This is a genomic window from Streptomyces sp. NBC_00440, from assembly GCF_036014215.1.
Taxonomy (GTDB): Bacteria; Actinomycetota; Actinomycetes; order Streptomycetales; family Streptomycetaceae; genus Streptomyces.
This window is the reverse complement of sequence record NZ_CP107921.1, coordinates 7,372,644-7,394,618: the sequence shown is the minus strand read 5'-3', so window position 1 is coordinate 7,394,618 and position 21,975 is coordinate 7,372,644. Positions and strand designations below refer to the sequence as shown.

14 protein-coding genes are annotated in these 21,975 nt (G+C 69.4%); 11 read left to right on the top strand and 3 right to left on the bottom strand.

Annotated features, from left to right (window positions below; translation table 11 throughout):
• The first annotated feature begins 133 nt into the window (after positions 1–133).
• The gene (locus OHB13_RS32935; protein ID WP_405914429.1) at positions 134–724 is read left to right on the top strand and encodes a TetR/AcrR family transcriptional regulator; all 591 of its coding nucleotides are present in this window, start codon (positions 134–136) and stop codon (positions 722–724) included.
• A 33-nt stretch (positions 725–757) separates the two neighbouring features.
• Here the strand turns inward: OHB13_RS32935 and OHB13_RS32930 are convergent, their stop codons facing one another.
• Positions 758–1,663, bottom strand: coding sequence for a DUF3048 domain-containing protein (locus OHB13_RS32930; RefSeq protein WP_328379534.1), 906 nt, complete (start codon positions 1,661–1,663; stop codon positions 758–760).
• Positions 1,664–2,074: 411 nt separating this feature from the next.
• Between OHB13_RS32930 and OHB13_RS32925 the strand changes: the two genes are divergently transcribed.
• Entirely contained in the window at positions 2,075–6,145 is a 4,071-nt protein-coding gene (locus OHB13_RS32925; RefSeq protein ID WP_328379533.1) for a S53 family peptidase, read from the top strand.
• A 135-nt stretch (positions 6,146–6,280) separates the two neighbouring features.
• On the opposite strand, the gene OHB13_RS32920 is transcribed toward OHB13_RS32925, so the two are convergent.
• Positions 6,281–6,910 carry an SMI1/KNR4 family protein gene (locus OHB13_RS32920; protein WP_328379532.1) on the bottom strand — a complete coding sequence of 210 codons (630 nt, stop codon included), beginning with the start codon at positions 6,908–6,910 and terminating at the stop codon, positions 6,281–6,283.
• 699 nt (positions 6,911–7,609) lie between these two features.
• Between OHB13_RS32920 and OHB13_RS32915 the strand changes: the two genes are divergently transcribed.
• Positions 7,610–11,356 (top strand): DNRLRE domain-containing protein, encoded by a 3,747-nt coding sequence (locus tag OHB13_RS32915; RefSeq protein ID WP_328379531.1) that lies wholly within the window; start codon positions 7,610–7,612, stop codon positions 11,354–11,356.
• Between the two features lie 64 nt (positions 11,357–11,420).
• Here the strand turns inward: OHB13_RS32915 and OHB13_RS32910 are convergent, their stop codons facing one another.
• Positions 11,421–12,065, bottom strand: a complete 645-nt coding sequence (locus OHB13_RS32910; RefSeq protein WP_328379530.1) for a hypothetical protein — start codon at positions 12,063–12,065, stop codon at positions 11,421–11,423.
• Positions 12,066–12,855: 790 nt separating this feature from the next.
• Here OHB13_RS32910 and OHB13_RS32905 point away from each other — a divergent pair.
• The 8 genes from OHB13_RS32905 (at position 12,856) to OHB13_RS32870 (ending at position 21,962) form a co-directional block, all read left to right on the top strand.
• Complete coding sequence (locus OHB13_RS32905; protein WP_328379529.1) at positions 12,856–13,887, top strand: hypothetical protein; 1,032 nt, start codon at positions 12,856–12,858, stop codon at positions 13,885–13,887.
• 132 nt (positions 13,888–14,019) lie between these two features.
• Positions 14,020–15,291, top strand: coding sequence for an FAD-dependent monooxygenase (locus OHB13_RS32900; RefSeq protein WP_266850884.1), 1,272 nt, complete (start codon positions 14,020–14,022; stop codon positions 15,289–15,291).
• Positions 15,292–15,410: 119 nt separating this feature from the next.
• Positions 15,411–16,835 carry an MFS transporter gene (locus OHB13_RS32895; protein ID WP_266850886.1) on the top strand — a complete coding sequence of 475 codons (1,425 nt, stop codon included), beginning with the start codon at positions 15,411–15,413 and terminating at the stop codon, positions 16,833–16,835.
• A gap of 30 nt (positions 16,836–16,865) precedes the next feature.
• A complete protein-coding gene (locus tag OHB13_RS32890) occupies positions 16,866–17,732 on the top strand; it encodes an FAD binding domain-containing protein (protein WP_328379528.1) in 867 nt (288 codons plus the stop codon).
• Positions 17,729–20,119, top strand: a complete 2,391-nt coding sequence (locus OHB13_RS32885) for a xanthine dehydrogenase family protein molybdopterin-binding subunit (RefSeq protein ID WP_328379527.1) — start codon at positions 17,729–17,731, stop codon at positions 20,117–20,119. Before OHB13_RS32890 ends, OHB13_RS32885 begins: the two co-directional genes overlap by 4 nt.
• Positions 20,116–20,625 (top strand): (2Fe-2S)-binding protein, encoded by a 510-nt coding sequence (locus OHB13_RS32880; protein WP_328379526.1) that lies wholly within the window; start codon positions 20,116–20,118, stop codon positions 20,623–20,625. Before OHB13_RS32885 ends, OHB13_RS32880 begins: the two co-directional genes overlap by 4 nt.
• Complete coding sequence (locus OHB13_RS32875) at positions 20,622–21,284, top strand: SRPBCC family protein (RefSeq protein WP_328379525.1); 663 nt, start codon at positions 20,622–20,624, stop codon at positions 21,282–21,284. The genes OHB13_RS32880 and OHB13_RS32875 overlap by 4 nt, the downstream gene beginning before the upstream one ends.
• A gap of 21 nt (positions 21,285–21,305) precedes the next feature.
• Positions 21,306–21,962, top strand: a complete 657-nt coding sequence (locus OHB13_RS32870; protein ID WP_328379524.1) for an isochorismatase family protein — start codon at positions 21,306–21,308, stop codon at positions 21,960–21,962.
• Positions 21,963–21,975: the final 13 nt, after the last annotated feature.

The window sequence follows — 21,975 nt, the reverse complement described above, 5'->3', positions numbered from 1 at the left end:
CAAGACCTCCGGCCGAATTGGCGTCACCGCCCGGGGATAGGCTCGGGGACAGGCGCGGCAGCGTCGGGAGCAGACCAGCGTGAGCGGGGCGGAAGTGGCACATCGCAAGGACGGGCAGATCGCACGGGACCGGATGCTCGAAGAGGCCATGACGGCCATCGCAGAGAACGGGCTCGCCGCGCTCACCATGTCCGCACTCGCCGAACGGCTGGGGACCAGCGGCGGCCACATCCTGTACTACTTCGGCAGCAAGGACCGGCTGCTCCTGGAGGCGCTGCGCTGGAGCGAGGACGCGCTCACCGGGGAGCGCCGAGCGCTGCTCGCGGGCCGGACGGCGGCGGCGCGCCGGCTCGACCGCTTCCTCCAGCTGTATCTGCCCAAGGGCGAGCGGGACCCGCGCTGGATGCTGTGGATCGAACTGTGGGCGCGCGCCGGGTCGAACGAGCAGCTGCGCGCGGCCCAGGAGGAGCTGGACCGCGGCTGGCAGGAGGACCTCGAAGCGGTGCTCGCCAAGGGCGCGGCGCAGCACCGCTTCACGATCGACGACGTACCGGGCCGTGCGGGTGAACTCCTGGCGCTGCTGGACGGGTTGAGTACCCGGGTGGCCCTGGGCCAGCGGGGCGCGGACCGCCGGGCGGCCCTGGCGTCGGCCCGGTCGGCGGCGGCGCGGCTGCTCGGCGCGGCGGACCTGGCGGACACCCGCGAGTCCGGTTCGCGGGCGTAACAGCGGATCCCCGGGGCCCGGCGGACGGAGCCGTCAGGCGGGTTCGAGAACGATCCAGGTCCTGCCCGGCCGCAGCGGCAGGGTCCGCCCGTCGGAGGTGTACGTCGTCCCGGCGTCCTCCGCCGGCCTGCTCCAGTGCACGTCGTACGACCGCCCGTCGCGCAGCACCACGCCGGAACCGCTGCCTACGGTCTGGGAGAACGGGACATAGCCGGTACGGCTGTGGAAGCGTGACTCCTTGACCTGCACCCGCTGGATGATCACGTTGTCGGCGGTCCAGGGCGACGTCGAGCCGTCCATGGCGACCCGGTACCGCGGCGCGCTCCAGGTGAAGGTGAACCGGGCGGAGGGCATCGAGGCCGAGGTGACGGTCACCGCTCTGCCGCCACCGGGTGTCTTCGACGCGAAGCGCAGGCCGATGTCCTTGGCGGTCCCGGCGCCGTCGGTGAGCCCCTTCGTGTGGACGTACTCGTTGTGCGGGGCCGGCCGGTGCGGGTCGCGGAAGAACGCACTGGTACCGGTCCTGGTGATGATGTCCGAGCTCTTGAGCACGGGCAGCAGCTTGCTCTGGGCACCGGAGAACGCGAGGGCGGGCTGGTCGTACGCGGCGAGCAGCTGAAGGTCCGTCTCCCGCGCACTGCGGACGGGCCCGACCGTCGGAGGCAGATGGCTGCTGTCATACACGGCCATGAGCCGCGAGAGCCCGCCTTCGACCTCGATGGCGTACACGAGGTCCGCGTCGTTGAGCCCGGTCTGCGGCCGGGCGGCGGGTACGTTGTCGACCTTGACGGCGAGCACCCGCCCGGCGGCCCCGTTCTCCCCTGTCAGGACGGAACGGCCCGAGCCCTCGTGCCCGCCGCCCGTCGGTGAACAACCGACGGCGAGCCCGACGGCAAGGGCCGCCGCCGCGCCTGCCCGGAGTGCTTTCAGCCTGCTCACCCGTACTCCTCACGTCCGTACCACCTGCGGCCCCGAGCCGGCCGGAGGCCGAGCCGACCCGCAGGACCATACTCGGGCATAACGCCCTGGCGCGGTTGCGGCGGCGCTCTGTCGGTCCCGGAGATTCCCGCCGGTCCTTCGACCACTTCGACGCGCAGTCACGGGGCCCGGCAGCAGTCGGCAGACCCGCTCCGCGGAGGCGTCCAGACCGATCGGCTCAAGCACGTCGTACCCCTTTCGCACCGTCTCAGCACCATCTCGGCACCGTCTCGGCGGAACAGCGATCGACCGGCAGTGGCCGTCAGCGGTCGATGGCCGCAACCGGCCACTCGCGACCTCTCCCCCAGGCCTGGTTCGCCTGGAACAGTACGAGACCCCCGAATCAGGTGACTTGAAAGTGACGGAGCCTCAATGAGACCCGGAACAAAGGGCATACGCGCCATAGCGGTGGCGGCGGTGCTTGCCGCTGCCACCGCGGCGCTGTCCGCGCCCGCGGCGCAGGCCGACCCGACGAAGAAGGATCCCGTGCGGCTGACCGCCGCACAACTGGCCAAGCTCAGCGCCCACTACACTCCCCGCTCCGACGGCACGCCCGGCCTCGTCGCCGCAGCCGAGGGCACCCCGGCCGACGCCAAGGACTCCAAGTCCGGTGCCACGGTGTCCGCCCCCGCGACGGCACCCTCGATCGACCAGAAGGCGAGCTGGGAGACGGCTCGTGGCGCGGCCTCGACCCTGGCACTGGGCGGCACGGGCGACTGGGTCTCGGTGTTCTCCGGCGGCACGGTGAGCCGCTACAACGCCAAGGGCGACCCGGTCTGGCAGCGCACCAGCCACTCCCTCTACACCGACTGGCAGGTCAAGCCCAAGGTTCCGTACCAGACCGAGGAGTACACCCCGGTCATGTACGAGGGGTACGACCCGTACGAGCCGTCCTCGACCGGCACACATCCCTACGCGCAGGCGGACTTCAACGGCGACGGCGTGGCCGACATCGCCGTCGCCTACTCCGTCGGTGCGAGCCCCGCCCGCAGCTTCACATCGCCGGGCTCGACGCTCCCGTCCGGGACCTTCGTCAGTGTCCTCGACGGCCGCAGCGGCAAGATGCTCTGGCACAAGCTCCTGCCCGGGTACGTCGGTTCGCTGCTCGCCCAGGACGGCAAACTCATCGTGGCCGACCGCACCGGCCCCGACTGGGGTGACGACCCGGTGGCCGAACAGGGCGACAGCCGCAGCTCGCTGCTCGCCTACACCCTGACGCCGGGTTCGGGCGGCAGCCTCAAGGCGCACTCGGCCTGGAAGTACAGCACCGGCGCCCCCTGGGCGTCGTGGACCGATGTCGAGTCGCTGACCGGTGGCCGTATCACCGTCGGCTGGACCGACACCCCGCTGGGGCTCGGCAACCCGCGGCCGGCCGACGGGCACGTCATGGTGCTCGACACCGCTGACGGCCATGTCACCGTCAACACCAAGACCCCCGGGTATCCGCGCATCCTGCACCAGGACCCGGGCTCGGACCGCGTCCTGGTCGCCGAGCAGAACGACCCGCTCGACGCCGTCCGCTGGGACCTCACCGCCATCAATGCCCGCAGCGGCGCCCGCAAGGTGCTCGGCTCGCGCGACAACACCATTCCCGAGGCGTTCCTCGTCAACGGCCAGGCCCACGGCAAGCAGGCCCGTTACGCCGTGGCCGAACTCGGCATCGACCCGGTCGACCTGAGCGACGGACAGAGCACCATCTCCGGCTGGGACGACAGCGGCGACACCGTCTGGCACTACCGGACCGCCAGCACCGTGGGCGGCGCCAACGCGCCCACCCTCTCGCTCCAGTACGACCCGAGCGGACACGGCCAGGTCGTCGCGGCGGTCGCCGACCCGACCGCCGTCACCCCGGCCGAGCCCGAGGGCATCTACCACAGCCAGCTCATCGCCTTCGACGCCCGCGACGGCGACATCGCGTGGCGCCGCGAGGGCGACGTCGCAGGCGACCAGGTGACGCCCTACCGGGGCCGCCTGCTCACCGTCGGCTACGACCTGACCGCCTGGAGCATCGACCCGAAGCAGGGCAACAGCACCGCGCTGCCGCTGCTCGGCGACAACTACGCCTCCGTGGCCACCGACGTCAACGGTGACGGTGTCAAGGACCTGATCGTCGGCGGCCAGAGCCACGGCGTCTTCGCCCTCGACGGCCGCGACCTCGACCGCGCGTCGCCCCGCATCCTGTGGCACAGCGCCGTCGGTGCGGCCGTCCATCAGCTGCAGCTGTCCGAAGTCGCCGACAAGCAGGGGAAGTCGGCGCAGCGCCTGGTCGCCGCCACCTCCCGCGGCTTCGCCGTGCTCGACCCGCACAAGGGAAAGGTGACCACCGACATCGACACCGGCGCCTTCCAGTTCGGGGTGGCCGTCACCGGCGGCCGCATCATCGCCAGTGGCAGCAAGGGCGTCAGCGCCTACACCGCGGACGGCACCACCCGCTGGACCTACCGGCCCGCGGGCACCAAGGACAAGCAGGTGGCGTACTCGACGCCGGCCACGGACGGCGACGGCCGCCTCTTCCTCGAATACGGCGGAACGCGCTCCGGCACCGACACCGGCCCCGGTGACCCGGCCCCGACCGCGGTCGCCCTCAACTCCGCGACCGGCGCCAAGCTGTGGCAGGAGCAGCCGAGCGGGGTGGGCGCCGACTGGATCGAGGCGCAGGCCGGTGTGTTCGTCGGCTCCGCCGTCCCCGGCGCCGACGGCCACGGGGTGGCCTTCGCCTGGGGCGGGGAGAAGTTCAACTCGCCGCACCTGGTCCAGACCGTCGACGGAACCACCGGCAAGGTCCTGACCAAGCGCGACTCGACCGGCGCCAGCACCTTCCAGGGCTTCGCCGGCTCCCAGAAGTACGGGCTGGTCGAACTGCACGCCTACGAGATGACGGTGTACCCGCCCGACGGCGGCCCCGCCTACGACGTCCTCAACGACGAGAACGTCCAGCAGGGCGTGTTCGCCACCACCACCGGCGGCAACGAGACGTTCGTCGGCGGCGGGGGCGGCCTGTTCCAGTTCACGCAGCCCTTCCCGAACACCCCCGAGCAGTACGTCGACTCCAGCAGCTCCGCGTTCTCCCTGTTCGCCGGTTCGCTCACTCCGGCAGGTCTCGGCGGCAAGGGCGCCGGAACCGACCTGATCGGGCTGCCCGAGGACACCACCGCCTACGCGGTCAACCAGCTGATCGGCGGCTTCGAATACGACATGCGCGCCGTGGACAGCTACCAGCACGGCGTGACCGTCCAGCGGGTCGGTGATGCCAAGGCGGCCGCGCCGACGGCCAAGCTCCAGTCCCTGCCCGGCAGCGACGCGACGTCCAAGGCCGTCAAGGACCCGGCCCTGCCCAGTGGCACGGCATCCCCGGACCTGCGTATCCGGGCCACCCACAAGGTGGACCCGGCCGCGGACACCGAGACCGCGCCCGGCTACAGCCCGCAGCAGATCCAGGCCCGGCTCGGCCTCAAGGGTGACGGCACGGGTCAGACCATCGCCATCGTCGACGCCTACGACTACCCCACGGCGAAGGCCGACCTGAACCACTTCGCCGCGCACTTCGACCTGCCGCAGACCTGTGACAGCGTCCCGGCCGGCACCGACTGCTTCGACTTCCAGCAGACGTACGCGAGCGGCACCAAGCCGGCCGCGAACTCCGGCTGGGAGGAGGAAGAGGCCCTCGACATCGAGTGGGCCCACTCCGTCGCCCCGCACGCGAAGATCGTGCTGATGGAGGCGGCGGACGCCTCAACAACAGGACTCTTCCAGGCCGTCGACAAGGCGGCCTCACTGCACCCGGCGGCCGTCAGCAACAGCTGGGGCATGTCGGAGTTCTCCGAGGAGTCCTTCTACGACGGCCACTGCAAGCTCGCGGACTCGGTGTGCACCCAGTCCACCGGCGACGCCGGCTACCCGGCGGGCTACTCCAGCACCAACCCGTACGCGCTGGCCATCGGCGGCACCAGCCTCCAGCTGGACTCCTCCGGCGCCACGCTCGGTGAGACGGCGTGGTCGTCGACCGGTGGCGGCCTCAGCTACTTCGAGAAGCGCCCGGCCTACCAGAAGGGTGTCCAGTCATCCCGTTTCCGGGCCACCCCCGACGTGAGCTTCGTGGCCGACCCGCGCACCGGCGTGGCTGTCTACACCAGCGCCGGAGGGACCGCCCAGTGGCTGGAGGTCGGTGGCACCAGCCTGTCCGCACCGGTCTGGGCCGCGGTCCTCACCGCCGCCGACCAGCTGCGCGCCACCGCCCACAAGCCGCATCTGGCCGCCGCCGGACCGGACGGGGACACCGCGCACCGTGACGTCTACGGGCTCGGCGCGTCGCTCAAGGACATCACGTCGGGCTCCAACGGACTGTGCGGGACGGAGTGCACGGCCGGTCCGGGCTACGACACGGTGACCGGGCTCGGCTCTCCCCTCGCGGGGGTGGACACCGCCCTCGGCGCGATGAAGTAACCACCGGGCGAAGTGACACCAGGGGCCGGCGGCGCGCTCAGCGCCGCCGGCCCCACATATGCCCGACGAGCAGTTGGACAGCATTCGAGCACTGCACGAACGCCAACACCGCCTGGGACTGCGCCTGCGCCTGCGTCATCCGGTGAACGGCGTCCACATCGCTTCCAGGCCAGGGTCCGACGGTGGCCCCCACACCAGGACGTCATTGACCAGACCGGGCTTCTCCCCGGTGACCAACGACGGCGCCTCCAGAGCGTCCGCCATCTCCTCCAGGTAGTCGGTCAGCGACTCGAACCCGGGCCTGTGCTCATAGAACCTGCTCCAGCCACCAATTTTGCCCGTCTCGGCGTCCAGATACAGCCCATGGGTGTAGTCGGCGGCGTAAAAGGAACACACCGGGATCCAGGCGGGACGCCAGAACAAGAACTCGTCATCACCGTCACGCTCCTGGGAGACCATCTTCTCCCGGTAGACGTAGGTGACCGAGTCAGGGCTCATCAGAGCCCAGCCCCCCAGCAGGAAGTTACTGCCCTGCCCCGGAACGGTACGGACGCCCGCACACTGGCGCCACAAGCTCTTCAGCCCTGCCGGGATCCGCACGCCCAGAGCCTGTTGCAGGGCAGTGATCTCGTCCTCGGTGGCGCCGGGCCGCAACAGTTCCAGGGTCGCCGGAGCGTGGCACCGAAGCCAGGTCGTGATGCGCAGCCACGCGTCAGCAACCTGCCTCTCCTCAATCGCCTGCGCGCTTCGTATGTCGTCCTTCACGCCGGTCACCGTACCGGTGGAGACTTGAATCGGCCCTGAATACCAGCGGGAGGAATCGACCCGGTCCTCGGAGAAACCAACAGCGCATGGTCATGCAGTACGGGCTCGCCGACCGGATCCTTCAGACGCTTACCCAGACCGGGTCTCGCAGAGCCGCGGCCTCCTGCTTCACCACTCGTCACCCCTGCTCGTGGCCGGCACTCTCCGACCTCTCCCGCTCCCGCGCAGCCTCCTCGCCCCGAGGCCCGCTCGTACCGGGTCGATGCCCGCGGCGACCCTTGCCGTCGGTGCCGGCGATCCACCAGCGGGTAGGCCAGGCAAAGTCGGCGGTGTAAGTACTCAGGCTTGAAAGCCTGACGAGTCAGACTTTGCCATTACTTTCGGGGATACGAGGCTGATGTGAGTCTCTGGCCGGCAGAGGGCGCTAGAGATACCCGTCGCATGACACAGCAAACGCCCAGCCTGGTGACTCCATAGAACACGACAGGTGCCAGGGGCGGGCTTCGGAGAGTGGCCCAAGCAACCATGACTCATGTCTCACCAGCGCCCAACTTCACCCTCCCCCAGAGGCTTTACCCGACGTTTACAGTCCCTGGGTGATCGCTCGCAACGGGCGACACGGAAGGGACACACGAGTTGAGTACGCACATTCCTGGACGCCCGGCGCGATCCAGGCGACGAAGAACCCACGCTGCCGCAATGGCGGTGTTACTGCTGGCCGCCGACCTCACCCTGGCCACGGGTCGGACGGCAGCCGCCGAGCCCAAACCCGCCGCGGTGGTCGGAAGCCACCCGCAGGCCGAGCAGCCGTCCGCGGCCGAGATCCGTGAGGCCGACCTGGCCTGGGCGCAGAAGCACAGTAGGGGCGGTATCGCCTGGGCGCTCGCCGAGGCGAAGAAGACGGGGCAGAAGACTCTCGCCCCGGATGAGACCACGCCCACCAACCTCACCTACGCCAACCCCGACGGCACCCTGACCTCCGAGGTCACCACCGGGCCCGAGCGCATGGAACGCGACGGCAAGTGGGTTGACGTCGACGCCACCTTGACGACCACCGCCGACGGTGGCGTGCAGGCCAAGGCGCACCCCGAGGGCCTGACCCTCGCTCCCGGCGGCGGCACCCCGTCCAGGTCGCTCAGGGCCGCGCAGGGCGACGCAGGCCGTGACCTGGTCACCCTCGGTACGGGTGACGAGCGGGTGACGTTGCAGTGGAAGGGCGGTCTGCCCAAGCCCGTCCTGGACGGCACGACCGCCACGTACAAGAATGCCGTGCCCGGCGCCGATGTGATCGTGAGGGCCACCCGCACCGGCTTCGAGCAGTTCGTGAAACTCGACGCCAAACCGACGGCCGGCGACTACACCTACACGCTGCCGCTGAAGGCCAAGGGGCTCAAGGCGACGGCGCAGAAGGACGGTTCGGTCCTGTTCACCGACGCCGATACCGGCGTGCGGAGGGCCACCATGCCCGCCCCCGTGATGTGGGACGCGAGCGTGGACAAGGTCTCGGGCAAGCACGAGAACCGCGCCCGGGTCGGTATGAAGGTCACTGACAACGGTGGCGGGAACATCGACCTCCAGGTCACCCCGGACGCCGCATTCCTCGCCGACCCCGACACCACGTACCCGGTCACCGTGGACCCGTCGACCTCCGCGCTCGGCAACACCTTCGACACCTACGTGCAGCAGGGCGAGACCACCGACCTCGGCGGCGAGACCGAACTCGACTTCGGTAACCCCGGCACCATCAACGCCGACGGCACTCCACGCACCGCGCGCACGCTCATGACGTGGAACACCGCGGGGTTCGCCGACGCGCTTGTCTCCTCCGCCAGCGTTCAGCTGTACAACTTCCACTCCGGCGCCACCGACTGCAAGGCCCAGGGCTGGACAGTGTGGAACACCGGAGCGGGTTCCGGGGCCTCACGCTGGACGAAGCAGCCCGCGTGGCTTCAGCAGTACGGCTCCTCCACCCAGACCGCCGGCTACCCGGCCGGCTGTACCGGCACGGCCGGCGGCTGGATCAAGGCAGATGTGACCGACCTGGCGAAGGTCTGGGCGTCGCAGAAAGCCACCAGCGGATACATGGGCGTCCGCGCCGCGAGCGACGACGCCAAGGGATGGAAGCGCGTCAACTCGCGTAACGCCACGGCTAACCAGCCCAAGCTGACGGTCAACTACAACTACCGTCCGGGCGACGGCACCGACCAGCAGGCCGGCGCCCCGTTCAAGTCCTACGCCGGGGTATGGGCGGTCAACTCGACCACCCCTACTCTGCGCGACAAGTTCCCCGATGCCGACGGCGACAAGGTCAACGGCACCTTCCAGGTCTACGACGCTGCGACGAACAAGCCCATCACCACCCCAGCGGGTGACGGCGCGATCGTCTCCGCCGATGTCGCCCCCGGTTCCTGGGCCTCGGTGAAGGTCCCCGCCGGACAACTCGTGAACGGCAAGACCTACAAGTTCCGCACCAACTCCTACGACGGCACCCACTACAACCTGAACTGGTCCCCCTGGCGCGAGTTCGTCGTCGACACCACCGCGCCGGGTGCACCGACGTCCATCGCCTCGGCGACATATCCAGAGAACTGGGGCGGCGGCGGCAAAGGCATCACGGGCACCTTCGACGTCAACACCGGCGTTTCCGACGCACGTGACGTGCAGTACCGCAGCGACCCGTACGAGGACGACGCCGCAGACGCCAACTGGTCGACCGTGGCCACCAGCCTGCCCAAGGCGGCCATAGCAGCGGAGGCAACGGCCTCCTACAGCGTCACCCCTGCCGAGGACGGCAACCACACGGTGCAGACCCGGTCCGTGGACCGCGCCGACAACGTCGGCCCGATCCGCGACTACGGCTTCACCGCAGGCAACCGCGACTACAACCGCAAGCAGAAGATCGACATCAAGCTCCCGGACAATGACTTCAGCTCGCCGCAACCGGACCCGACCGATCCTCCACAGCCTGCGCTGGGCCAGTGGAAGCAGGGCAGCCAGGCTCGCGTCTTCAAGACCGGCGATGGCATCCGGGTCACTGTCACCCCGAAGGGCCATGCCTCCAAGGAGTTCACCAAGAAGGCCGCGAAAGAGCGCAACATCCGTGCCGGTTCGCGCCCGGACCCGGTCGTCACGGATGCCTGGTGCCAGCCCACCCTGTCCGGTGAGGCCCAGAAGTCGCTGATGACCCGTACCGAAGCCTGCGTGTTCTTCGACCTTCAGCTCACCATGGAGGCCAAGCTGCAAGATGGTTTCCCGCCCACGAAGTACCGGGCGAACTGGGAGGTCGCCTTCCAGGTCAAGACTGACGTCCACGGTGGCGCCATCAAGACGTGGGTGGAGATCAACCCGGTCTACAACGACTTCCCGGGCGATGAGCGCGCGGTCGTGATGGGCGACGGCAACCCGAATGCCTCGTTCGACTCCAAGTGCGTGGGTGCCGGTTGTGACAGTCAGCGGAAGAGCTTCGACTTCTTCGGCGACCTCAGCTGGAAGGGAGGCGGCGGCGCCAGTCCGGTCGACACCCACATGGCCACCGGCACGTCCGACTACAAGTGGAACGGCCAGGTGGACAACGCTTCAGGCACGACCGACGCCGACCAGTCCACGGGCATGCTGATCTCCTTCACCGGCAAGGTTCTGACAGAAACGGAGCCCCCGACCGGCGTGAACGGCGAAAAGGGTGAATGGCTGGACCCGGGGGACTTTCAGTCTCCGTTCCTGCTCGTCAAGTGCGACAAGGTCGCTTCCTACGGCGTCCCGGGCTGCGTCCTGTCGGAGTACATGCCGACATACAAGTTCAACACCGCCGCCTATCCTGAGGCTGCCGCGCACGCCTGGCTGATCCAGAACAAGTCGAAGGTCAAGGGGCTCGGCCAGAGCTGGGAGGGGCAGGGCCCGCTTTCGTACCTGCCGCCGCCGAGCCGGAACAAGGAGGGCTACGACTCTGACAAGAGCCGCGACAGGATGTGCACCCGCTACCGGGGCCCGAAGTCGGGAAGCACTGGGTGGGTTCCGGGCAGGACGTTCCTGCCTCACCCGAAGACGGCCCTGCACCACGACCCGCCGCACTTGGACGAGGTCAACTGTGACGAGTTCCCGTTTGCCTCGACGTATCAGTCCGCCGGTATGAAGAAGACCGACGGCGGCCGGAACGAGGCCCCGGGTGGCGGCGCCGACTGCATGCAGACCGTTTCCGCCGTCGCGGACGACGGAACGACCCACTTCCTCGACGACACCCGCTACGACGCTCCGACGTTCACCGAGAACTGTGGCCGCTCGTCGATGTCCGGTGACGTCAACCAGGGCTCCATGCGACCGTTCGGCGACTTCGCGAGCAAGATGCGGATTTTGGATCAGGAAGGCTATTTCCTGGATCCGGGCAACGCCTGGTTCAAGGAATGTGACACCTCCAAGGCCGAACTGGTCTGCACCATGAAGAAGCCGTAGAGCGACTGCCGCTCGGCTGACCGGGTCCCACTCCACCAGCAGGGTGGAGTGGGACCCCATCTGTTCAGTGCACGGGCCGCCAGTCAGCGAACGTCTCGTCCAGCCTGGGATCCTGCGGATCATCCCAGATGAGGCACCCGTACACGATGCCCGGCACCTGAAAACCCCTCACCTTGTCCGGTCCCTCGTCGAGCGTTCGGTTGACTGCTTCCAGGTACGCGGCGATGGACGGATACAGCGGTTCATCCATGAACAAGCCTTCGTAGCTCCTCCACTTACCGAGCCCGGCGGCCGACAGGTACAGGCCGGTGTCGGTTGCTTCGGGGTAGTTGCCGAAGGGGGCCGCCCAGTGCGCGCTTCCCCAGGAGTCCTTGCCCTGGCGGTCGAAGCCTGCAAGCCGCGGCCGGATCGACTGAGCAGGGGTGAGCAGCAGTCCGTGGGGCAGGAACCGCCCGGTGTCCACCTCGCCCTCTTCGTCGCACTCGTCGATGTCGAGCTGCTGGACCCCGCCGGCCATCGCCCAGAGGGCGACCAGCTCGGGTGGAAAGCCGTACCCGCAGTATTGCCTGAGGCGGCCTTCCGCTTCCTCTATCTCGGCCTCGGTGGCCGGGGGCAGAATCGAAGCGTGCGAGGTTGGGGCATGCACGCGAAGCCATTCGATCAACTGCTGCCAGGCGGCGGTCGTCCGCTCTATATGCTCTGGGCTCATACCTCAAACCCTACGCAAAGAAGAAACAATCCCAGTGCCCCGAGACACTGTGAAACACTCCGGCATTCTCCTGCTGCGCCGGCACGCCCTCTCAGGAGACCGAGGCGACAGCGCCGTCTGACGGGTACGCCCCCGCCCGTGGGTTGCCTTGCATCGGCGACTCTTGCTTCAAGGCATGCGATACATCCAAGGCCGACCTCATCTGTGAGATGAAGAAGCCCTGACCGGCTGATCACGCTCCCAGCCCTGGCCTTCAACCGGCCGGAGCTGGGAGCCAACCATCCTCAGTGAACCGGGTGGAACGGCTCCCAGCCGTCCGTGGTTGGAGCCTCAGGGTTCTCCCACACCAGGCATCCGTTCACCACCCCGGGCAACTCCGGCCAACCAGCGGGCGATCCGCCTCCACACACTCGTCAAACGTTCCACATCTGGGTGCTTGGTCATGCCCTGAGCCTACGAAGGGCGAACCCCGCTCCTGCACAAGGGAAGAGCGATACGAACGTGAGCACCGGAACACCCCCTGCCCGTATTCCAAGGGCGGCCTTGATGCCGTCGGGGTGCGCAGCGAAGGCCTCACGACGAAGGCTGCGGCGGGTGATCTCCGGACCGGACCGAAGGTGAACTCGGCGCGTTAAGTCCTCCGCCACCCCTTGCCAAGCGAGATAGTACGTGTTCGGATTATCTCTGTCGGGCGGTGCTCCGCCCCGTGTCTTCGCAGCTCATCACCCGTGCACAACAGGCCTGTTCGTCATGCCCGCGTGCACTCAGCCGAGCCCAGGAAGGACATCTCGTGTTCGATCTGACCTCCGTCGATCTGCTCGACGCATTCACCCGCCAGCTCCGCCTCTGCAAGCTCCGCGAGGGCGAACACGTCGTCGTGCTGTCCGAGCCCGGCAGCCGCGGCGACTACGTGGCCGCCGCGTTCGGAGCGGCCAAGACGTGCGGCGCGCATGTCATCGCCGCGACCGTGCCCGGCGGCAGCCCGGCCCCGATGCCCAGCACCCACACGGGCGCGGGCCCCGGCCTCATCTCCGTACTCAACGACACCACCGCGCAGACCCTGCTGAAGTCCGCCGACCTGGTGGTCGATCTGACCCGCGAGGGGTTCATCCACGCCCCGGTGCAGCAGGAGATCCTGCGCGCCGGAACCCGGATCATCTTCGTCTGCGACGCCCCGGACGTACTGATCCGCAATCTGCCCAAGGAGTCGGACAAGGAGGAGGTGCTCCGCGGCGTGGAGCTGCTCAAGGCCTCGTCCGTCATGCACGTCACCTCGGCCGCGGGCACCGACCTCACCATTCAACTCCCGGGATCCAAGCCGGAGTTCCAGTGCGGTTTCGCCGACGACCCGGGGCGCTGGGACCACTGGCCGAGCACGATGGTGCTGTGCTGGCCGGAGATCTCGGACGGGCAGATCGTGCTCGCCGAGGGCGACATCCTGCTCCCGTTCAAGGAGTACGTACGCACGCCCGTCACGCTGGAGGTCTCCGGCGGACACATCGACAAGGTCACCGGCGGCGCCGAGGCCGAGATGCTCAACACCTTCTTCGACGACTCGCAGGACCAGTGGGCCCGCAGCCTCTCCCACATGGGCTGGGGCCTGATGCGCACCGCCGACTGGTTCGCGACCGCGATGTACGGCAAGGACGACCTGATGGGCATGGACGCCCGCGCCTTCGCCGGGAACTTCCTGTGGTCGACGGGCCCGCACCCGCACCTGCAGCGCGAGTCGTACGCCCACCTCGACATCGCCATGCGCGGCTGCACGGTCGCCGTCGACGGCGCCGAGGTCGTCACCGGCGGCCGTCTGGTCGAGAGCTGACATCGAAGCGGCCGGCACCGGAGCAGCTGCGCCCGACGCCGGAACAGCTGCGACCGGAACCGGGACAGCTGCGGCCGGCAGCCGGCACCGCAGGACCCACGACCTCACCAGACTCCCGGGAGAACAGCCATCGTGGCTCTCAGCCAGTCGTTTGAAATCACCGTTGTCGGTGGCGGCCTCGGCGGGCTCACCGCCGCGCTGTCGCTGCGCCATCAGGGCCTGCGGGTCACCGTCCTCGAACAGGCCGCCGAGCTCGGCGAGGTGGGGGCGGGCATCCAGACCGCGCCGAACGCCAGCCGCATCCTGATGGGCCTCGGACTGCGCCGCCGCCTGGAGGCCATCCGCACGGAGCCCCAGGACCAGGTCCGCCGTCGCTGGCAGGACGGCAGCATCATCGGGCTCACACCACTCGGGCAGCACGTCAAGGAAACCTTCAACGCCCCGTACTGGCACTACCACCGGGCGGATCTGCACCAGATCATCCTCGACGCCTGCTCCGATCCGGAGGGTCCGGGCCCCGCCGTCCGGATCCGCACCGGCAGCCGGGTGACCGCCATCGACCGCAGCGATCCGCAGCGCCCCGTCGCGGTCACCGAGGACGGCACCCGGTACGCCGGCGACGTCCTCATCGGCGCCGACGGCGTCCGCTCCCAGGTGCGTGACCTCATAGGTGCCGAGGACACGCTCGTCTTCTCGGGCGACATGGCCTTCCGCACACTGATCCCCGGGGACCTGCTGCGGGCGGACCCGGCCACCCGGTTCCTCTTCGACCGTTTCCAGAGCACCATCTGGTACGGGCCCGGACGCCACCTCGTGCACTACCTCATCCGTGGCGGCGAGTCCCTCAACGTCGTCGGCTGTGTTCCGTGCACCGACGAGGTCGCCGAGCAGTGGTCCACCACGGCCCCCGCGCAGCAGCTGGTCGATGCCTACGAGGGGTGGGACGACCGCGTTCCGGCAATGCTGTCGAAGGCCAAGGACGATGTCACCTGCTTCGCCCTCTACTACCGGCGTCCCGACCCGGTCTGGGTCGACGGCCGGGTCGCGCTGCTCGGCGATGCCTGCCACGCGATGCTGCCCTATCAGGCCCAGGGCGCATCCCAGGCCATGGAGGACGCCGCCGTCCTCGCTGAAGAACTCGCCGGCGTGACGGTGACCGGGGTGGAGGACGCATTGCAGCGTTACGTCCGCCGCCGGGCCAAGCACGCCGGGATGGTGCAGCAGGCCTCCCTGCGCAACAAGACCTTCTACCGCCACCCGGACGGGCCCGAGCAGCAGGCCCGTGACGCCGCGCTCGCGACCAGCTTCGACGGCGAGTCGGACGTCTCGTACGACTGGCTGTGGAGCGGCAGTCCGCTCGACAGCGCCGGTCAGGAGCAGTTCGCCTATCGGCACCACCGCTGATCCTCTCCCGGCTCCTAACACCCCAGGCCTCCGCCCGGCGGCCCGCACCCGCAACTCGTGCAGTCATCCAGCGCCCGCGACGACGCGGCGCCCCTCCTCTGCAGACCTGGAGTACGCGCGTGAAAACCGGTGACCAGATTGTCCAGGAACTCCCCTGGAAATGGGGCGTACAGGGCCGCATCTTCATCATCGGCGGCCTCGGCTATCTCTTCGATGCCTGGGACGTCGCCCTCAACGGCTTCCTCACCCCGCTGCTCGGCACGGAGTTCGACCTGTCCGTCGGGCAACGCAGCCTCGTCGCCACCGCCAACCTCATCGGAATGGCGGCCGGTGCGGTGGCCTGGGGTTCCGTCGCGGACCGTATCGGCCGCAAGAAGGCCTTCAGCACCACGCTGCTGGTTTTCGCCGTCTTCTCCGTCCTGGCCGCCGTCTCCCCCACCTACGACACCTTCCTGCTGCTGCGCTTCCTCGCAGGCGTCGGTCTCGGTGGCTGTATCCCCGTCGACTACGCGCTCATCAGCGAGTTCTCACCACGCAAATACCGCGGCCGGATCCTGACCGCGCTGGATCTGTGGTGGCCGGTCGGCGGCACCCTGTGCGGCGTGGCCTCGACCGTGATGCTGGACCTCGGCGGGAACTGGCGCTGGATGCTGGGTGCCATGACGCTGCCCGCGCTGCTGCTCTTCTGGGTACGGCGCGGGGTACCCGAGTCACCGATCTACCTCACCGCCAAGGGACGTGAGGCCGAGGCACGTACCGTCATCGACGACCTCGTGGCCCGCACCGGCACCCCCGCCGAACCGTACGCCGTACCCGCTCCCCCACCGGAGAAGGCGTCCCCGAAACATGGACTCACCGAAACCTTCGCCCAGTTGGGCCGGGTGTGGACGTTCAACCCGCGCATCACCTCGGTCGCCTGGGCACTGTTCGTCACGATCATGCTCGTGTACTACGCCGCGCTCAGCTGGATGCCCTCCATCCTCGCCGACCAGGGATACAGCGACACAGCGGCCTTCACGGGCACCACGCTCATGAGTGCCGTGGGCATCCTCGGGGTTGCCGCGTCGGCCTGGCTGGTGGACGTGGTCGGCCGGAAGTGGCTGATCGGTGTCTCGGCTCCGCTCGCGTCCGCCGCGCTGGTGCTGTTCGCGCTGCTGCTGAGCACTCCTACAGCCGCCATGGTGGCGCTCGGCGTCTTCGGGTTCACCATTCAACTGACCATCCCGGCGCTGTACGCCTACGTGGCCGAGCTGTACCCGACGTCGATGCGGGCCACCGGCTTCGGCTCCGCGTCCGCGGCGAGCCGCGTCGCCACGGGCTTCGCACCCCTGCTGTTCGGCACGCTCATGTGGCCGGTCCTCGGACTGCCGCTGACCTTCGCGGTGCTCGGTGCCGCGGCGGCGCTGGCGGTGGGATGGATGGCCGTGGCCGCTCCGGAGACGAAGGGCCGCGAGCTGGACCACGTGGAGCCGGACCCGGCCCCGGGTGCTGCGGCCCACCGCTCGGCCGGCCCGTCCGCCGAGCCCGCCCGGCCCACCATCTGACCCGTATCCGAGCACGATGAGAGGAGGGCCATGAAACCCGCCCCCTTTACCTACCACCGCGCGCGATCGGCCGAGGACGCCGCCCGGCTGCTCGCCGAGCTGGGTGACGAAGCCAAGCTGCTGGCGGGCGGCCAGAGCCTCATCGCCATGATGAACTACCGGCTCGCGCGGCCCCGGCACCTGGTGGACATCGGCAGCCTCCCCGAGAGCGAGGGCCTGACCGGGTTCCGGCACGGCCCCGACGGGCTGCGCATCGGCGCCCTCACCACCCACCACGCGGTCGAGACGGCGGACGAAGCGCAGTTGGGGGCCGGTTTCGCCGTGCTGAGGGACGCCATGCGATGGGTCGGTCACCTGCCGATCCGTACCCGCGGCACCGTCGGCGGCAGCATCGCCCACGGAGACAGCACCGCCGAGTGGTGCCTGCTCGCCGTCCTGCTCGACGCGCGGATCGTGGCCCGAGGCCCCCGGGGCACCCGCACCATCACCGCCGGCGACTTCTTCTACGGCTTCTTCAGCACCGCGCTCGAACCCGACGAGCTCATCACCGAGCTGGTGTTCCCGCACCCGGCACCTCATGCGGCGCTCACCGAATTCGCCGAGCGCAAGGGGGACTTCGGCATCGTGGTGGCCGCCGTCGATCTGGACGTGGAGAACGGCGCCGTGCGCGGCGGGCGGGTGGCGCTCGGCGGCGTCGCCCCGGCGCCGGTACAGGTGCCCGAAGCGGAGGAGGCACTCGCCCGGGGCGGGTCCGAAGACGTGCTGTTCGCGGCCTGTGCCGAGGCCGCCGCCGCTGCGATCGACCCGCCGGGTGACGGCAACGGCACCGCACAGTACCGGCGGATCCTCACCCGCCGATTGGTCATACAGGCCTGCGAGGAGGCGATGTCCCGATGAACCGCACCGATACGGCCCCTTCCCCCCTGGTCGGTACCGCCGTCCCGCGCCGCGAGGATCCACGGCTGCTGACCGGGCGCGGCCGGTTCGTCGACGACATCCAGCTGCCGCGCATGCTCCACGCCCAGTTCGTCCGGTCGAGTGTCGCGTCGGGCCGGCTCACCTCCCTCGACCTGTCCGCGGTGCGCGAAGTGCCCGGAGTGGTGGCCGCGTTCACCGCCGATGACCTGGACCTGAGCGCGATCACCGCCGGTCTGCACCGTCCCCCCGAGGAGTACGTGCCCACCGAGATGCCGGTACTCGCCCGCGACCGGGTGCGCTTCGTCGGTGAACCCATCGCGATCGTGATCGCCGAGGACCCGTACGCGGCGGAGGACGGCATCGAGGCCGCCAAGGCTGTCTACGACGTGTTCCCGCCGATCCTGAACGAGGGCACGGCACTGGCTCCTGGCGCACCGCTCGTCCACGAAGAGGCCCCGGGCAACACACTGCTGGACGTGTCCCTCTTCGCGACGGAGGGCATCGACCGGATCTTCGCCGACGCCCCGTGCACCGTACGCGTCGAGTCGCGGACCGGGCGGCAGAACGCCCTGCCGTTGGAGACCCGTGGCGCTCTGGCCCAATGGGACGCGCGCGAGGAGCAGTTGGTGGTGCACACGTGCACGCAGATCCCCCACCAGGTGCGGACCGTGATGGCGAACTGCATGGGCCTGGACGAGCGAGCCGTACGGGTGGTGGTGCCCGACATGGGTGGCGGCTTCGGCATCAAGTGCGTGGTGGGCCGCGAGGAGATCGCTGTCGGCGCGGCAGCCATGCGCCTGGGGCGGGCGGTGAAGTGGATCGAGGACCGCAAGGACGCGCTGACCGCGTCCTTCCTGGCCCGCGAGCAGCACTACAGCCTGCGCGCCGCGTTCGACTCCGACGGGCACATCCTGGCCCTTGACGCCGATGTGGTCTGCGACATGGGCGCCTACTCCTGCTACCCGTTCACCGTGGGCATCGAGCCGCTGATGGCCTCGTCCGAGATGCCCGGCGTCTACCGCATCCCCGCCTACCGGGTGCGAGGCCGGGCGATCACCACCAACAAGGCACCGACGGCCCCCTACCGGGGTGTCAGCCGCCCCCAGTACGTGATGGCCGTCGAGCGGGTCTTCGAGCGTGCCGCCCGTGAACTCGGCATGGATCCGGTCGAGATCCGCCGCCGTAACGTCATCACCGAATTCCCGTACACCGGCGTCAACAACATCACGTACGACCCCGGCTCGTACCTGGAGTCGCTCGACCTGTGCGAGAAGTCGCTGCGGGACGAGGGCTGGTACGCGCGCCAGGCCGAAGCGGCGGAACAGGGACGCCACTTGGGTATCGGATACTCCTGCTTCAGCGAGCGCACCGGGTACGGCACCGCCGCCTTCGCGCAACGCAGGATGAAGGTGGTGCCGGGCTTCGACCTCGCCGAGGTACGGATGGACACCACCGGCGCGCTCACCGTCACGACCGGCACCATCAGCCACGGGCAGAGCCATGAGACGACGATGGCCCAGATCGCCGCCGACGAGCTGGGCCTGGAGCTGCACAAGGTCAAGCTGCACCAGGGCGACACCGAACGGATCGCTTACGGCTGGGGGACCTTCGCCAGCCGTTCCATCGCCATCGGCGGCAGCGCGGTACGCCGCGCCGCGGGAAAGCTGGGCGAGCAGCTGCGCGCCCTCGCGGCAGCCCTGCTGGATGTCCCGTACGAGGACACCGTTCTCGACAAGGGCCGGGTGCGGCTACGGGACGACCCCGAACGCGGCCTGACGCACGTCGAGTTGGCCGAGGTCGCCTACCTGCGGGCGGACCTGCTGCCCGCCGGAACGGAACCTGGCCTGACGGCCACCGCGTCGTTCGACACCCTGAGCGACGGCACCTTCTCCAACGCCACTCACGGCGTCGTCGTGGAGCTGCACGAGGGCACCGGCCAGGTCGAGATCCTGCGGTACGTCTGTGTGGAGGACTGCGGCGTCGCCATCAACCCCACGGTCGTGGAGGGCCAGTGCCGCGGCGGCATCGCCCAGGGGATCGCCGGGGCGCTGTACGAACACGTCACCTACGACGCCCAGGGCGACCCCGAGTGCACCGGATTCATGGAGTACAAGATGCCCACCGCGGCCGAGATCCCGGACATCACCATCCACCACCTGGAGACTCCCTCCCTGATCACCGAGACGGGCGCGAAGGGCGCCGGCGAGGGCGGCACCATCGGTGCCCCCGCCGCCGTGCTCAACGCCGTCAACGACGCCCTGCGCCCCACCGGCGTGGAGCTGGAGAACACCCCCATCCGTCCGGAGCAGATCCAGCTCTCCCTGGAACAAGCGGCCTACAAGCACAAGGAGTCCGCACAAGCATGAGCAGCAACTCCACGGACCACCAGCTGGTCAGCCTCACCGTGAACGGCACGGCGCGTGAGGTCGTCCTGGACTCGCGCCGCACCCTCGCCGACACCCTCCGCCACGACCTCGGGCTCACGGGCACCCACCTGGCCTGCGAACACGGCATCTGCGGGGCGTGCACCGTACTCGTCGACGGACGTCCGGCCCGCTCCTGCCTCATGTTCGCCGTGCAGGCGGAAGGAAAGCAGGTCCGCACCGTCGAGTCGCTCTCCGGCGACAGCCGGCTCAGCGATCTCCAACAGGCATTCGCCGATCGGCACGGACTCCAGTGCGGCTTCTGCACCCCCGGCTTCCTCATGCTCGCCGAGGGCTTCCTCGCGGAGAACCCGGACGCGGACCGTAAGGAGATCCGCGAGGCCGTTTCCTCCAACCTGTGCCGCTGCACCGGCTACCAGACCATCGTCGACGCGGTCGAGCACTGCGCCACAGCCCGGCGCGGGCACCAGAAAGGAAACGTCCAGTGATCCTCACCAACGAGATCGCGGTGCAGGCAGCACCCGATGCCGTGTTCAAGCTCCTCAACGAGGTGGAGCGGGTGGCCGCCTGTATGCCGGGCGCGGCCCTCGAAGGACTCGACGGCGACGCCTGGCGCGGCACGGTCAAGGTCAAGGTCGGGCCGATCACGGCCGGTTACGCGGGGACGGTGCGGTTCCTCGAATCCGACCCGGAGGCACGTCGCCTGCGGCTGCAGGCCAGCGGCGCCGACGTCCACGGCAGCGGCGATGCCGAGGCCGCAGTCGACCTGGAGGTGGCGGAGGCTCCCGACGGCTCGGGGTCGCTGTTGCGGATCTCGACCGACCTGGTCATCCGCGGCAAGATCGCCCAGTTCGGCAAGGGTGCCATCGTGACGGTCTCCGACCGCCTGCTGCGGCAGTTCGCCCAGAACCTGGTGGGGCAGCTGTCCGGCAGCCCGGCCATCGCCACGGGCAGCACGGGCAGCACCACCACCGGCGCCGCCCGAAGCCCGGCGCCCACACCTGCCACAGCTGCCACAGCACCCGAACTCGACGGACTGGCGCTCCTCGTCGGCCCCACGGCCACCCGCTACGCACCCGTCGTGGCGGCCTTCGCCGCCGGGATGTTCCAAGGCTGGCTGATCACCCGTGCCTTCTCCCGCCGCTGACACCCCCGATGTGAGGACCCCATGACCGCGCGCTACGGCCGACGGACCGACTCCGTCTACGAACGGGCCGGCTTCGGCAGCCCCGTGCCCCGCGGCACCCGGCCCGCCCTGGTCGTCGTCGATCTCACCCGCGGCTTCACCGAAGCCGACTTCCCGACCGGCAGCGACCTCACCGCGACCGTCGCCGCCACGACCCAGCTCATCGAGGCAGCGCGCGAAGCCGGTGTGCCCGTGATCTTCACGGCGATCAGCTACACGCCCGCCGAGGCCGACGGCCGCTCCGTCGCCTGGCTGGACAAGGCGACCGGTATGCGCGCCCTGCGCGAAGGCAGCGACGCGGTCGCGCTCGACCCCCGGCTGCCGTACCGGGACGGGGACGTGCTCGTGGTGAAGAAGGGGGCATCCGCGTTCTTCGGCACCTCGCTCTCCGCGCAGCTCACGGCCCTCGGCCGGGACACGGCCGTGGTGTGCGGGGCCACGACCAGCGGCTGCGTGCGCGCCACCGCCGTCGACGCCGTCCAGTCCGGGTTCCAGGTGCTGGTGCCGAGCGACGCCGTCGGCGACCGCGCCCAGGGACCGCACGACGCTGCCCTCTTCGACATCCAGGCCAAGTACGGCGACGTCATCGACCAGGCCGACGCCCTCGGCTACCTCGCCGAACTCCCCACCGCACAGTGAGGACTCCCGCACC

What these genes read in the sequence shown, in the direction of transcription:
- OHB13_RS32910 (WP_328379530.1), bottom strand. Translation starts at nt 12,065, where the DNA reads ATGAGCCCAGAGCATATAGAGCGGACGACCGCCGCCTGGCAGCAGTTG.
- OHB13_RS32870 (WP_328379524.1), top strand. Translation starts at nt 21,306, where the DNA reads ATGACCGCGCGCTACGGCCGACGGACCGACTCCGTCTACGAACGGGCC.
- OHB13_RS32885 (WP_328379527.1), top strand. Translation starts at nt 17,729, where the DNA reads ATGAACCGCACCGATACGGCCCCTTCCCCCCTGGTCGGTACCGCCGTC.
- OHB13_RS32890 (WP_328379528.1), top strand. Translation starts at nt 16,866, where the DNA reads ATGAAACCCGCCCCCTTTACCTACCACCGCGCGCGATCGGCCGAGGAC.
- OHB13_RS32925 (WP_328379533.1), top strand. Translation starts at nt 2,075, where the DNA reads ATGAGACCCGGAACAAAGGGCATACGCGCCATAGCGGTGGCGGCGGTG.
- OHB13_RS32935 (WP_405914429.1), top strand. Translation starts at nt 134, where the DNA reads ATGCTCGAAGAGGCCATGACGGCCATCGCAGAGAACGGGCTCGCCGCG.
- OHB13_RS32880 (WP_328379526.1), top strand. Translation starts at nt 20,116, where the DNA reads ATGAGCAGCAACTCCACGGACCACCAGCTGGTCAGCCTCACCGTGAAC.
- OHB13_RS32915 (WP_328379531.1), top strand. Translation starts at nt 7,610, where the DNA reads ATGGCGGTGTTACTGCTGGCCGCCGACCTCACCCTGGCCACGGGTCGG.